At 64.0% G+C, this 13,185-nt stretch carries 12 protein-coding genes and 1 rRNA gene; 5 read left to right on the top strand and 8 right to left on the bottom strand.

Annotation, left to right across the window (positions count from 1 at the left end):
• Window positions 1-3: 3 nt before the first annotated feature.
• The 6 genes from glyQ to QTI24_RS12595 all read right to left on the bottom strand — a co-directional run bounded on the left by glyQ (window position 4) and on the right by QTI24_RS12595 (window position 6,375).
• Window positions 4-909 (bottom strand): glycine--tRNA ligase subunit alpha, encoded by a 906-nt coding sequence (glyQ, locus tag QTI24_RS12620; RefSeq protein ID WP_286600822.1) that lies wholly within the window; start codon window positions 907-909, stop codon window positions 4-6.
• A 182-nt stretch (window positions 910-1,091) separates the two neighbouring features.
• Window positions 1,092-2,162: an asparaginase gene (locus tag QTI24_RS12615; RefSeq protein WP_286600821.1), complete on the bottom strand. Its 1,071-nt coding sequence runs from the start codon at window positions 2,160-2,162 to the stop codon at window positions 1,092-1,094.
• 276 nt (window positions 2,163-2,438) lie between these two features.
• Entirely contained in the window at window positions 2,439-4,001 is a 1,563-nt protein-coding gene (gene lnt, locus QTI24_RS12610; RefSeq protein ID WP_286600819.1) for an apolipoprotein N-acyltransferase, read from the bottom strand.
• Window positions 3,998-4,876, bottom strand: coding sequence for a CorC family transporter (locus QTI24_RS12605; RefSeq protein ID WP_286600818.1), 879 nt, complete (start codon window positions 4,874-4,876; stop codon window positions 3,998-4,000). Before QTI24_RS12605 ends, lnt begins: the two co-directional genes overlap by 4 nt.
• Window positions 4,877-5,066: 190 nt before the next feature.
• Window positions 5,067-5,792, bottom strand: coding sequence for a GNAT family N-acetyltransferase (locus QTI24_RS12600; protein WP_286600816.1), 726 nt, complete (start codon window positions 5,790-5,792; stop codon window positions 5,067-5,069).
• Window positions 5,793-5,901: 109 nt separating this feature from the next.
• Window positions 5,902-6,375 carry an Lrp/AsnC family transcriptional regulator gene (locus QTI24_RS12595; RefSeq protein ID WP_286600815.1) on the bottom strand — a complete coding sequence of 158 codons (474 nt, stop codon included), beginning with the start codon at window positions 6,373-6,375 and terminating at the stop codon, window positions 5,902-5,904.
• Between the two features lie 151 nt (window positions 6,376-6,526).
• Between QTI24_RS12595 and hppD the strand changes: the two genes are divergently transcribed.
• From hppD to phhA, 3 genes are all read left to right on the top strand, one after another.
• A complete protein-coding gene (hppD, locus tag QTI24_RS12590; protein WP_286600814.1) occupies window positions 6,527-7,654 on the top strand; it encodes a 4-hydroxyphenylpyruvate dioxygenase in 1,128 nt (375 codons plus the stop codon).
• 99 nt (window positions 7,655-7,753) lie between these two features.
• Entirely contained in the window at window positions 7,754-8,482 is a 729-nt protein-coding gene (locus QTI24_RS12585; RefSeq protein WP_503011249.1) for a transporter substrate-binding domain-containing protein, read from the top strand.
• Between the two features lie 18 nt (window positions 8,483-8,500).
• Window positions 8,501-9,376 carry a phenylalanine 4-monooxygenase gene (gene phhA / locus QTI24_RS12580; RefSeq protein ID WP_286600811.1) on the top strand — a complete coding sequence of 292 codons (876 nt, stop codon included), beginning with the start codon at window positions 8,501-8,503 and terminating at the stop codon, window positions 9,374-9,376.
• 14 nt (window positions 9,377-9,390) lie between these two features.
• Here the strand turns inward: phhA and QTI24_RS12575 are convergent, their stop codons facing one another.
• A complete protein-coding gene (locus QTI24_RS12575; protein WP_286600809.1) occupies window positions 9,391-10,275 on the bottom strand; it encodes an esterase/lipase family protein in 885 nt (294 codons plus the stop codon).
• A gap of 103 nt (window positions 10,276-10,378) precedes the next feature.
• On the opposite strand from QTI24_RS12575, the gene QTI24_RS12570 reads away from it, so the two are divergent.
• Together QTI24_RS12570 and QTI24_RS12565 are read left to right on the top strand one after the other, a co-directional pair.
• Window positions 10,379-12,070, top strand: a complete 1,692-nt coding sequence (locus QTI24_RS12570; protein ID WP_286600807.1) for an AMP-binding protein — start codon at window positions 10,379-10,381, stop codon at window positions 12,068-12,070.
• Window positions 12,067-12,990 (top strand): MBL fold metallo-hydrolase, encoded by a 924-nt coding sequence (locus tag QTI24_RS12565; protein ID WP_286600806.1) that lies wholly within the window; start codon window positions 12,067-12,069, stop codon window positions 12,988-12,990. The genes QTI24_RS12570 and QTI24_RS12565 overlap by 4 nt, the downstream gene beginning before the upstream one ends.
• 110 nt (window positions 12,991-13,100) lie before the next feature.
• On the opposite strand, the gene rrf is transcribed toward QTI24_RS12565, so the two are convergent.
• Window positions 13,101-13,185, bottom strand: a 5S ribosomal RNA gene (gene rrf / locus QTI24_RS31635); the annotation flags it as partial.

The raw sequence follows: 13,185 nt of genomic DNA, 5'->3' as shown, positions 1-13,185 counted from the left end.
CGATCAGGCCGCCTTCTTCGTGATCTGTGCGACCCACTCGCGCGGCGCCATCGGGAATCCGAGCCGTTCGCGGCTCTCGTAGTAGCTCTGCGCGACGTTGCGCGCGAGGTTGCGGATGCGGCCGATGTAGGCCGCGCGCTCGGTCACGCTGATCGCACCACGCGCGTCCAGCAGGTTGAAGCAGTGAGCAGCCTTGAGCACCTGCTCGTAGGCCGGCAGCGCGAGCTGTTGTTCCATGAGGTTCTTGGCCTGCTTCTCGTGCGCGGCAAAGGCCGTGAAGAGGAAGTCGGCGTCGCTGTGCTCGAAGTTGTAGGTCGACTGCTCGACCTCGTTCTGCTTGTAGACGTCGCCGTAGCTGAGGCCGTCGGTCCACGTCAGGTTGTAGACGTTGTCCACGCCCTGCAGGTACATCGCGAGCCGTTCGAGCCCGTAGGTGATCTCACCCGTGAGCGGCCGGCAGTCGATGCCGCCGACCTGCTGAAAGTAAGTGAACTGCGTGACTTCCATGCCATTGAGCCAGACCTCCCAGCCGAGCCCCCACGCGCCGAGCGTCGGGTTCTCCCAATCGTCCTCGACGAAGCGGATGTCGTTCTTCTTCAGGTCGAAGCCCAGCGCTTCGAGCGAGCCCAGGTAGAGCTCGAGGATGTTGCTCGGCGCTGGTTTGAGCACCACCTGGTACTGGTAGTAGTGCTGCAGCCGGTTCGGGTTCTCGCCATAGCGCCCGTCCTTGGGCCGGCGGCTCGGCTGCACGTAGGCAGCCTTCCAGGGTTCCGGCCCGAGTGCCCGCAGGAAGGTGGCCGTATGCGAAGTGCCCGCGCCGACCTCCATGTCGTACGGTTGCAGCAGCGCGCAGCCCTGGTCGGCCCAGTAGGCCTGAAGCTTGAGAATGATTTGTTGGAAGGTCAGCATGTCAGCCCTGGGTGGCCACGGCAGGGAAGAGCCCCACGCGGCGAACCAATCATTTTAAGAGCCAGCCAGCCGGCCCCTCCTCTTGCAGAAATACCGCGGATCCGGCTCCGCCGGTCCGCCGGTATTGCCCCCTGCAAGGGGGAAGGCGTAGCGACACGAAGTGCGCGAAGCCTGGGGGTAAGCTAGTACTCCCAGAAAATGCGCTGAAGTTCCTTGGTGTCGCTGGTCTTGGTCAGCGCCACCATCGCCAGGATGCGCGCCTTCTGCGGGCGCAGATCGTGCGCCACCACCCAGTCGTACTTGTCGTCGGGCTGCTCCGCGTTGCGGATCACGAAGCCGTCCGGCACACGCGAACTGCGAATAACGAGGATGCCGTCGCCGCGCACCTTCTGCAGCACGGGCACGATGCGGTCTGCCACCGAACCGTTGCCGGTGCCAGCGTGAATCAGCGCCTTGGTGCCGCTCTTGGCCAAGGCATCGATGGCCGTCGACGGCACACCTTGGTAGCCGAAAACGATCTCGACCGGCGGCAATGCGTTGATGGTGTCGATGTTGAACTCCGACTGCATCGTGTGCCGCTTGAGCGGCGCGCGGAACCAGTAGTTGCGGCCCTCGACGATCATGCCGAGCGGACCCCACTGGCTCTTGAAGGCCTCCGTCTTGATGTTGACCGTCTTGCTGACGTCGCGGCCGGTCTGGATCTCGTCGTTCATGGTCACGAGCACGCCCTTGCCGACGGCATCCTTGCTGGCCGCCACATTCACCGCGTCGAACAGGTTGAGGGCTCCGTCGGCCGACATCGCGGTGCCCGGCCGCATGGAGCCCACCACGATGATCGGCTTGGGGGTATGCACCGTGAGGGTCAGGAAGTAAGCAGTTTCCTCGAGCGTGTCGGTGCCGTGCGTGATCACGATGCCGTCGACGTCGGCCTGCTTCGAGAGCACAGAGACGCGCTTGGCAAGGGTCAGAAGGTTGTCGTTGGTCAAGCTTTCGGAGGCGATCTGGAACACCTGCTCGCCGCGCACGTTGGCCACCTTCGACAACTCGGGCAAGCCCGCGAGCAGCTTTTCGACCGGCACCTTGGCCGCCGAGTAGGTGGCGCTGTTGACGGCCGAAGCCCCCGCGCCGGCGATGGTGCCACCGGTCGCGAGAATCACGACGTTGGGCAAGGCAGTCTGCGCATGGGCCATGGCGCTGGCCGCGAGCAACGCAGCCGCGCCGGCGAAGGCACGAAATCGGGAAGCTAAGTACATGGGAGCTCCTGTGGTGACGAGGGCGAGACGATACGGGAAGCATTCCGTTGCGGCGCACCCCTTCGATGCCCGGTGCGCATGCGGTCATGCAGCCCACTCGCGAGCATGCTGCGGCGCAGCGTTCCGGGCAAGCGCTACCATCGCCGGGCGAGTACATCGGCACTGGATAGTGGACGCAACCTAGAGCGCTATTGGCTCAATGCGCGGGCCTGGACGCAGAAGAGTCGACATCATCAACGGATGGATCGACGACCGACGACCGGCCGTCGACGCGGCTCAGTCTGCGCGCCGGCGGCGAAAGATCAGCGTCGCCGCGACGACCAGCAGCGCCGCGCCCCACAACGGCCACAGGCGAAAGCGGGACACCCACATGGCATAGGGCGTGAGCCCCGCTCGGCCCTCGACCTCGGCCTCCAGCACGCCGCGCGTGAGGCGCGGCAACTCGTGCGTGACGCGGCCGCGATGGTCGATGACGACAGTGGCACCCGTGTTGGTCGAGCGAACCATCGGGCGCTGGAATTCCAGCGCCCGCATGCGCGAGATGGCAAGGTGCTGGTCGATCGCGATCGAGTCGCCGAACCACGCGATGTTGCTCACGTTGAGCAGCACGGTGGGCGCGTCGGCCTCGTTGCGGAAGTTCGCGCCGATCTCGTCGCCGAACAAGTCCTCGTAGCAGATGTTTGGCGCGATACGCTGGCCCTGCCAGGCAAAGGGCGCTTGCGCGAGGCCACCGCTGCGGAAGTCGCCCAGGGGAATGTTCATCATGTCCGTGAACCACCGGAACATGCGCGGGATGAACTCGCCGAAGGGAACGAGGTGGTGCTTTTCGTAGCGGTAGGGCGCGGCTTCGCCGGGCTTGAAGCCCAGCACCGCGTTGCTGTAGGACTGGCCGTTGCCCGTCGGAAGGCCCACGATGGCCGCCTGGCTGCCGCTGGCGTAGCGCGCCGCGATGGCCTCCAGATAGCCTGGCGGCAATTGCGAGGGCAGCAGGGGCAAGGCGGTCTCGGGCGTGATGACGAGCGGTGCAGTCGCCTTCTGCAACTGCTCGCCGTACCAGCGCAGCGCCGTCACGATGCCGCCGCTGGGGATGAATTTTTCATCCTGCGGGATGTTGCCTTGGAGCAGCGCGATGCCGATGCGGCCGCGTGAACGGGCCGCATCGTCGGAGGGCGTCCCGCGCAAGGTGCTGAGGAGCACCGGCACGCAAAGCAGGACGAGCGCAAGGGCGACCGGTGCGGCAAATGCGCGGCCGCGGGCGTTGCGGAAGGCGAGCGCCGCCAGTGTCGCGATGCCTGTGGCCACGGCGCCGATGCCGTAGACACCGAGCCAGGGCGCGTAGACGGCCAGCGGTCCATCGACATGCGCATAACCGCCCGCGCCCCACGGAAAGCCGGTGAACCAGCTGCCGCGCAGCAACTCGGCCAGCGTCCACAGCGCAGCGAAGAACGCGGCGGCCCGCAAGGGACTCGATGGCGCGTAGGCCACGAACAGGGCGCACGCCAGCGCGTAGTACAAGGCCAGCGCTGCCGAGAGCGCGAGCACGGCGATCGCGGCAAGCGGCGCCGCAAGCCCCCCGTAGGTGTGCATCGAGATGAAGAGCCACCAGAAGGTGCCGCAGAGCCAGGCCGTCGCGAACAGCCAGCCGTGGAGCGCTCCGCTGCGCAACGGCCGGCGACCGCCGGCAGCACCCGAACGCAATGCATCGAGTTGCCAGACCAGCGCGGCCAGCGAGAGCAGTTGCAGCCACCACAGCGGCTGGCCGTTCCACGGTGCGGCAATGGAGGCGGCCTGCGCAAGACCGGCCAGGCCGAAGCCCAGCGCGCGAATCAGCGTTTTCAATCGGCCGCGTCGTCGCCGCGGGCCGGCGAGACCTTGAACCAGCGCACCGCACCGCCCTTCGTGTGCAGCACGACGAAGTCGAAGGCGCCGATGGCGAAGTGTTCGCCGCGCTTGGGCACGTGGCCCATCTTGTGCGCGATCAGTCCCCCGATGGTGTCGAAGTCTTCGCTGAGCACCTCGTCGTCGAAGGTGATGCCGAAGGCTTCGGCCACGCGCTCGATGGGCGTGTCGCCCGACACGCGGTACGTGTGATCCGCGAGGCCGAAGATGTCGCCTTCGTCCTCGGCGATGTCGAACTCGTCCTCGATCTCCCCGACGATCTGTTCGAGCACATCCTCGATGGTGATGAGGCCGGCCACGCGGCCGAACTCGTCGATGACGATCGCGAGGTGGTTGCGATTGCCGCGGAACTCGCGCAGGAGGTCGTTCAGCCCCTTGCTTTCCGGCACGAAGGTCGCGGGGCGCAGCAGGGCTCGGATGTTCAGGCCCGGTGCTCGCTGCAGCTTGAGCAGGTCCTTCGCGAGAAGGATGCCGATGATGTTTTCCTTTTCGCCCTCGTAGACGGGAAAGCGCGAGTGGGCGGTGTCGATCACCAGGTGCAGCAACGCGTCGAAGGGTGCGTCGATGTTGACCAGGTCCATGCGTGGCGCAGCCACCATCACGTCGCCGGCTGTCATGTCGGCCATGCGAAGCACGCCTTCGAGCATCACGCGCGATTCGGCCCCGATCACGTCGTTGTCCTCGGCGTCGGCGAGGGTTTCGATCAGCTCGTCGCGCGAGTCGGGCCCGGGATGAATGAATTCGGCGAGCTTTTGAAGAAAGCTACGCTTGTCTTCGCGTTCGACGGGCGCGCGTTCAGGGTGAGGGTCTGCCACTGCGGGAGGGCGAAGTTGGGGGACTACAAGCATACATGAGGCACCCCCGTTGCTTGCTCACTTCGTGTGGCGGCCTCCCCCCTCAAGGGGGCGTGGCCTGCGGACCGGCCAAGCCGGATCCGCGGCCACTCACCACCGCGGCGCGCTGCGCGCGGCCGTTGAGGAGCGTGACTGAGAGTGAGCCGTGAGATCAGGGGGACGAACGATCCCGCGCTGCGCGGACGCCGCTGCGGATTTCCTGCAGCTCCGCCAGGAAGGCCCAGAACTGCTTGGCGCGGGTCTTGAGCTGGAAGTCGACCTGGGCGTAGTGCTGCAGGGCAATTTCGCTCATGCGGCTGTCGAAGGTGGCCGCGGGGAGTTCGAGATGGGCTTCGGATTCGGAGCCGCTGCGCACGACGGTCGCACCGGCATTGCGGGCAATCTTGAGCATGGCGGCGTTTTCGCTTAGCGCATGGATGAACAGCATGCCGACGCCTTCGTTGCGGGCGACGACGACCGCGCGCTCGAACAGGCGGGCCCCGTAGCCGCGTCCCCGGGCGTGTTCGGAGACTGAGACACCGAATTCGGCGCAGTCCTGCTGCTGTTCAGCGGGCGCGAAGGCCAGGTGGGCCATCGCGATGAGGTCGAGTCGGCGGTTGTAGATGCCGAAGAGCTCGTCGCGCTCGAAATCGAGGCCGTCGACGTAGCGGCGAATCTGCTCGTCGGACGCCGCGTAGCCGAAGCGCAGATAGCGGTCGTGCGGCGCGAGCGCGAGCAGGTGTTGCGCGATGCGGTCACGCTCGCGCGGGCCGATCGAACGGATCGGCACCATCACAGGGGTTGGCGCGGCGGCGCGCGGATGCGCCTCAACCATCGGCGCCTTCAGGAACGAGCCGACGCCGAGTGAGGCAAGAAAGAGGGCCTTGGCGGTAAGCATGCATCGAATATAAGGGTTTTCCCTAAACTCTCAAGGCCGTAAGGGCACCCTGGCGTTTCATTGGTGAACAACTGCCCAATATCAGTCATTGGCCTACAGGCTCGTGTTGTTACACAGGCACGGCGGTGGTGACCTTCACGCGATCGAGCACAAAACTGGTCTTGCAGTCTTGCACGCTGGGGTGCTTGAGCAGGGTGTCCATGATGAAGCGGCTGTAGTGGCCCATGTCGGCCACGACCACGCGCAAAAGGTAGTCCATCTCCCCGGTCAGCGCTGCGCATTCGACGACCTCCGGCCAAGTTTGAACGCTGGCGCGGAACAAGTCCATCGGATTGCGCTTGTGGCTTTCGGTGTGCTTTTCGAGCCGTACGTTGAGATAGGCGGTGAGGCCCCAGCCGACCGATTCTGGCTTGACGAGGGCAACATAGCGGTCGATCACACGCGATTCCTCGAGGCGCTTGACCCGGCGCAGCACCGCGCTGGGGGAAAGGCTGACCTGCTCGGCCAACTGGTCGTAGGTGGCGCGCCCATCGATCTGCAGGGTGCGAAGAATGTGTCTATCGATCTTGTCCAATGCGTCCATTCTTGAATTTTCGCAGGATTCCTGCGTGTCCGCTGCAATGTAGGCGCAACAACGCTGAAATCATGATGCCTCGCGCTTTTACAGTTCAACACGGACGCCGCAGAACCGCGGCGCGACACTGAATCACCCCCCGCCCTATCGGAGACACGCCATGAGCACCAACGACGAATCTGCTTTCACGCCCTGGGAGAACCCGATGGGGACCGACGGCTTCGAGTTCATCGAATACGCCGCACCCGATCCGGCCGCGATGGGCAAGGTCTTCGAGCAGATGGGCTTCAGGCCGATCGCCAAGCACCGTCACAAGAATGTGCTGCTGTATCGCCAGGGCACGATCAACTTCATCATCAATTCGGAGCCGGATTCCTTTGCGCAGCGCTTCGCACGCCAGCATGGCCCGAGCATCTGCGCGATCGCGTTCCGCGTGCAGGACGCCAAGGCGGCCTACGAACGCGCGATCTCGCTCGGTGCGTGGGGCTTCGCCCCCGGCGCCGGCCCAGGCGAGTTGAACATCCCGGCCATCAAGGGCATCGGCGACAGCCTGATCTATTTCGTCGATCGCTGGCGCGGCAAGAACGGTGCGGCCCCTGGCGACATCGGCAACATCGGCTTCTATGACGTGGACTTCGAGGCGTTGCCCGGGTTGACGGCGATCGAAGCGCTCGCGCCGGAGGGCCACGGCCTCACCTACATCGACCACCTGACGCACAACGTGCACCGCGGTCGCCTGAAGGAATGGGCCGACTTCTACGAACGCCTCTTCAACTTCCGCGAAATCCGCTACTTCGACATCGAAGGCCAGGTCACGGGAGTGAAAAGCAAGGCCATGACCAGCCCCTGCGGCAAGATCCGTATCCCGATCAACGAAGAGGGCAACGAGAAGGCCGGCCAGATCCAGGAGTACCTGGACAGCTATCGTGGCGAAGGCATCCAGCACATCGCTATGGGTTCGCGCGACCTCCCGCATTCAGTCGATGCGTTGCGCGCCTCCGGCGTGAAGCTGCTGGACACCATCGACACGTACTACGAGCTGATCGACAAGCGCATCCCCGGCCATGGCGAGAACGTGGCTGCACTGAAGAAGCGCAAGATCCTGGTCGACGGCAAGAAGGGCGCGCTGCTGCTGCAGATCTTCAGCGAAAACCAGCTTGGACCGATCTTCTTCGAGTTCATCCAGCGCAAGGGCGACGACGGCTTCGGCGAAGGCAACTTCAAGGCGCTGTTCGAGAGCATCGAGCTCGACCAGATCCGTCGCGGGGTGCTGGCCGCCGCACAATAAAGCTCCCTTTACACATAGGAGCTTCGCATGCGCCCGACGTCTTCGTTTCGTTCTTCCCTCTGTATGGTGGCTGCGGCCCTGACGCTGGGAGGCTGCGCGATGACGCCGCGGCAAGGCGACCCCACTTCGCGGCTCGACGCGGTGCAGAAGGCGGGCGTGGTGCGCATCTGCACGCCCGGCGACTACCGGCCATTCAGCTTCCAGAAACCGGACGCGAGCTACGAAGGCATCGACGTCGATCTCATGACCAGCTTCAGCGCGAGCCTCAACGCGAAGCCGGAGTGGGTCAAGACGACCTGGGCCAATCTGCTGCCCGACCTCGCGGCGGGCAAATGCGACATGGCGGTCGGCGGCGTGTCGGTGACCACCGATCGCCAGAAGCGCGCCTTCTTCAGCTCGCCCTACATGGTCAACGGCAAGACGCCGATCGCTCGCTGCGCGGACGTCGCCAAATATCAAACCGTGGAGTTGATCGACAAGCCGGAAGTGCGGGTGATCTTCAACCCGGGCGGCAGCAACGAGCGTTTTGCGCGCGCCAATTTCAAGCGCGCCAAGCTCACGCTACATGGCGAGAACGTGACGATCTTCGACGAGATCCTGGCGAACCGCGCCGACGTTTTCGTGACCGAATCGGCCGAAGCCATCACGCAGCAGAAGCTCAAGCCGGGCCTGTGCGCCATCAACCCCGACAAGCCGCTGCAGTACGGCGAGATGGCCTGGATGCTGCCGCGCGACGACGTGGCCTTCAAGGCGTACGTCGACCAGTGGCTGCACCTGTCGCTCGCCGGCGGCGAATTCCAGCGAACGATGGATCGCTGGCTCAAGTAACCCAACATCGGAGCTTTCATGGACACCCCAAAAGGCGCGGTCATGCCGGCCGTCTACGGCCAATCGGAGCGCCCTCCTCGCGGCGACTATTCCCGCGGGGGCGCCGTCCATGACGACTACACCTGCCCGCAGGACTGGGCCAGCTATACGCCGGCCGACCACGACACCTATCGGCGGCTCTATGAACGCCAGGCCGCGCAGTTGCCCGGGCTTGCTTGCGATGCCTTCATCGCTTCCTTGCCTTCGCTCGGCGTCAAGGATCGCATTCCGCGCTTCGACGAGATCAACGAACGCCTGTACAAGGCCACCCGCTGGGAGGTGGTCGCGGTACCCGGGCTGATTCCCGAACTGCCCTTCTTCACGCTACTCGCTAATCGCAAGTTTCCAGTGACCGATTGGATCCGTAAGCCTGAAGAATTCAACTACATCGTCGAACCCGATGTCTTCCATGACTTGTTCGGGCACGTGCCGATGCTGTTCGATCCGACCTTCGCCGACTACGTCCAGCGCTACGGCCAGGGCGGCATGAAGGCGCATGGGCTCGGCGCGGGAGAGAAGCTTGCGCGCCTCTATTGGTACACCGTGGAGTTCGGGCTCATTCGCCAGCAGGACGGCGTGCGTGCTTACGGCGCGGGCATCCTGAGTTCGGTCGGCGAACTGCAGCACGCGGTCCGCAGCAACGAGCCGCATCGCTTGCCGCTCGATCTGCTGCGCACGATGCGGACTCGCTACAAGATCGACAGCTACCAGAGCACCTATTTCGTGATCGACAGCTTCGCGCATTTGTTCGATCTCACGGCGCCGGACTTTACGGCGTTGTATGAGCAGCTTGCGACACAGCCAGACATCGAGGCAGACGTGCTGCTGCCGGGTGAATCCGGATCCATCGCCTGATTGCACGGTCGGGCTCAGGGCTCCAGGAGCGCCAGGGTCTCGCGCATGACGCGAGGGTCGAAAGCCAACTCTACGTGGGCACGGCCTGACACTATGCGGTTGTCCGCACCCGGCAAGGTCGCCACCGAGGTGGGAAAGACAATGTTGTCGCAGTTGGAGTACCAGCAGGTGAACGGCACTTGCCGCGTGCTCGCCCGCTCGCCTTCGATTTTCTGCAGCCACTCGCCGCCGACGCGCATCTCGCGACCGTTGACTGTGCGACCGAAGCGCGCAAGCCACGTGCCGCGGTGCGGCGTGGCGATCGTGACGATGCGGTGCGCGCGCGAACCATCCGAATCGCGCAACCAGGCCCTCGCGGCCAAGCCTCCCATGCTGTGGCAGATGAGGAGCGGCGGCTGGCCTGTCGCAGCCGTCACGCGCGCCATGGCGTCCTCGACGATTTCAACGTAGTGATCGATGGAGCCGAAGGCCGGCTCGAGCGTGACTGCGACGAACGCACGACCTGACGCCTGCAACTCACGCAGCCATGGATTCCAGAAGCCGCGGTTGCCGACGAAACCATGAACGAGCACGGCGCCACGGCGCGCATCCGGCTGGAGCCGGTCCGGGATCGAGTGCGAACGGAAGGGCTGACGCCAGCCGAAGACAGTCGGCGCCGCCACACACTCGGCCAACCATGCGCCGATGTACTGCGCGGCGCTGCCGCGAGGAATGGGATCTGGCGCATTCACGCGATAGCTGGCGAAGAACTCGAATGCCAGCACGCCTGCATGCACACACGCTAGGACCAGAAGGCCTGCGATGGCGATCCCCGTCGAACGCCCCCACCAGAAGCTGGTCCACGCGATCGCGATCACGAGCCACCCCACCACCAACCATCGCTGTAGACGCGCAACCATGAGTCAGACTATCGCATGCGCGGCTGGTGCGGTGCCGCATTAGGACAAGCCCGCTGGCGGCGGACACGAGCTCGCTTCGACAATCCGCGCCAAAGGAGACCGCATGCAGACATCAGTGCTACAGAACTATCCGGCCGGCGTGCCGCACGAAGTCCACCCCGAACAATATCGCTCGCTAGGGCAAATGTTCGACGAGTCATTCAAGCGTTTTGCCGAGCGCCCGTTTTCGGTATGCATGGAGCGGTGGATGTCCTATGGCGAACTCGATGCCCTGTCGACCGCCGTCGGGGCATGGCTGCAGTCGCGCGGGCTGGAAGCGGGGGCCAGGGTGGCGATCATGCTGCCCAACGTGCCGCAGTTCCCGGTCACGATGTGCGGCGTGCTGCGTGCGGGCTACACCTGCGTCAACGTCAACCCGCTCTACACGGCGCGCGAGCTCGAGCACCAACTGACGGATTCGGGCGCGACCGCCATCGTCATTCTCGAAAACTTCGCGGCCACGCTCGAACAGGTGATCGACCGCACCGCCGTGAAGCATGTCGTGGTGGCGTCGATGGGCGATCTTCTCGGCGGGCTGTACGGCAAGTGGATCACCATCGCCGTCCGACACCTCGCGAAAATGGTGCCGGCCTACAAGCTGCCGCTCGACAACGGCCGGACCGTCACGCCGTTTTCAGAAGTGATCGCGGAGGGGCGCGGCCGCACGCTGGCGGCCGACCCGAGCACGCTCGATTCGATCGCCTTCCTGCAATACACCGGTGGGACGACGGGCTTGTCGAAGGGTGCAGTGCTCACGCATCGCAACATCGTTGCCGCGACGCTTCAGGCCGAGGCATGGTTCACACCGGCGCTGGCCCGTGCGGGCGATCTGTCCAAGGTCAACAGCATCGCGGCGCTGCCGCTTTATCACATCTTCGCCTTGACGCTGTGCCTGCTCGCGATCCGCCAAGGTTCGCACCTGACGCTGATTCCCAACCCGCGCGACTTCGACAAGTTCATCGCGGTGCTGAAGAAGCGGCCATTCCACATGCTGCCGGCGGTGAACACGCTGTTCAACGCATTGCTGATCCATCCCGAGTTCAAAACCGTCGACTTCTCGACCTTGTTCGTCTCGCAGGCCGGCGGCATGGCGGCGTCGGAAGGCACCGCGCGCAAGTGGTTCGAGGTCACCGGCTGCCCGATGATCGAAGGCTGGGGCATGAGCGAAACCTGCGCGATCGGTACGAACAATCCGGTTTCCAATACCGCCTTCACCGGCACCATCGGCCTGCCCTTGCCCGGCATCGAGCTCGCGATCAAGGACGACGAAGGTCGCTCGCTCCCCATCGGCGAAGCGGGCGAACTCTGCATCAAAGGTCCCAACGTGATGACCGGCTACTACAAGCAGCCCGCAGAGACCACTGCTGCCTTCACGCCAGACGGCTTCATGCGGACGGGCGACATCGCGGTGATGCAAGAAGACGGCTACAGCCGGATTGTCGATCGCAAGAAGGACATGATTCTGGTGAGCGGCTTCAATGTCTTTCCAAACGAACTCGAGAACGTGATCTCCTTGTGCCCCGGCGTGATCGAGTGCGCGGCAGTCGGTGTGCCCGATGAAAAGCAAGGCGAGGCCATCAAGGTGTTCGTGGTGAGGAAGGACTCTTCATTGACCGAGGATGCGGTCATGCGCTACTGCCACGACCAGTTGACCGGGTACAAGCGGCCGAAGCTCATCGAGTTTCGAGATGCCCTGCCGAAGACGAACGTCGGAAAGATTCTTCGCCGGCAATTGCGCGTGGGCGCGCAGGCTTGACAACCGTCGACGGTCTGCCAGCGCAGGTGCTGGTTCTCGAACGTGGATGGCTATCGGCCAACAACATCGTCTTCGTCGGGCGGGACGAGACTGCCGTAGTCGACACTGGCTACGCGACTCATTCGGTGCAGACGCTAGCGTTGATCGAGTCGGCCCTGGCCGGGCGGCCGCTCGATCTGATCCTCAACACACATCTGCACAGCGACCATTGCGGCGGGAACGCCGCGCTGCAGACGCGTTATTCAGGCGTCGAGACGCGAATTCCGCCCGGAGAAGCGTCTTCGGTAGAAAACTGGGACGAAGACGGCCTGAGCTTCAGAGCGACAGGGCAGACTTGCCCTCGCTTCCGCTTCGAAGCCCTGCTCCAGCCTGGCCACGAAGTCGTCTTGAGCGACATTCCATGGGAAGTCCATGCGGCTCCGGGGCACGATCCGCATTCAGTGATCCTTTTCGAGCCGCGTTCGCGAACCTTGATCTCCGCAGATGCGCTTTGGGAGAACGGATTCGGGGTCGTATTTCCTGAACTTGCGGGAGAGCCGTCTTTCGGCGAAGTCGCAGCGACCCTCGAACTGATCGAAACGCTCAAGCCACATCGAGTGATTCCCGGCCATGGCGCAGTCTTCAACGAGACTGCCGGAGCCTTGCGCTTGGCGCGAACCCGGCTGGACACATTCGCACGGAACCCGCCCAAACATGCCTGGCACGCAGTCAAAGTGCTTGTGAAGTTCAAGCTGCTTGAAATGCAGACGATGAGCGTTGACGAATGGAAGTCCTGGGTGCGGCAAACGCCTTATATGGAGACTATTCGCGCCCGCTTTTTCCCCACGTCTTCATTGGACGATCTGGGCGACCAGGCACTGGAGGCACTCGTCAAAATTGGAGCAGCATCCGCCAGCACAGAACAGATTCAGAATCGCTGAAGACCACGCAGAATTCCTGTCTGCAAGCGAGAGCATTGCAAGCGGTGCCAGGAGCATCAAACGCAAAAAAGCCCAGCCTTTGGAGGGCTGGGCTTTTCTGGGCTGTAAGAGCCTGACGATGACCTACTTTCACACGGGAACCCGCACTATCATCGGCGCTGAGGCGTTTCACTGTCCTGTTCGGGATGGGAAGGA

The organism is Variovorax sp. J22P240, assembly GCF_030316855.1.
Taxonomy (GTDB): domain Bacteria; phylum Pseudomonadota; class Gammaproteobacteria; order Burkholderiales; family Burkholderiaceae_C; genus Variovorax.
This window is presented reverse-complemented; position numbering and strand designations above follow the sequence as displayed.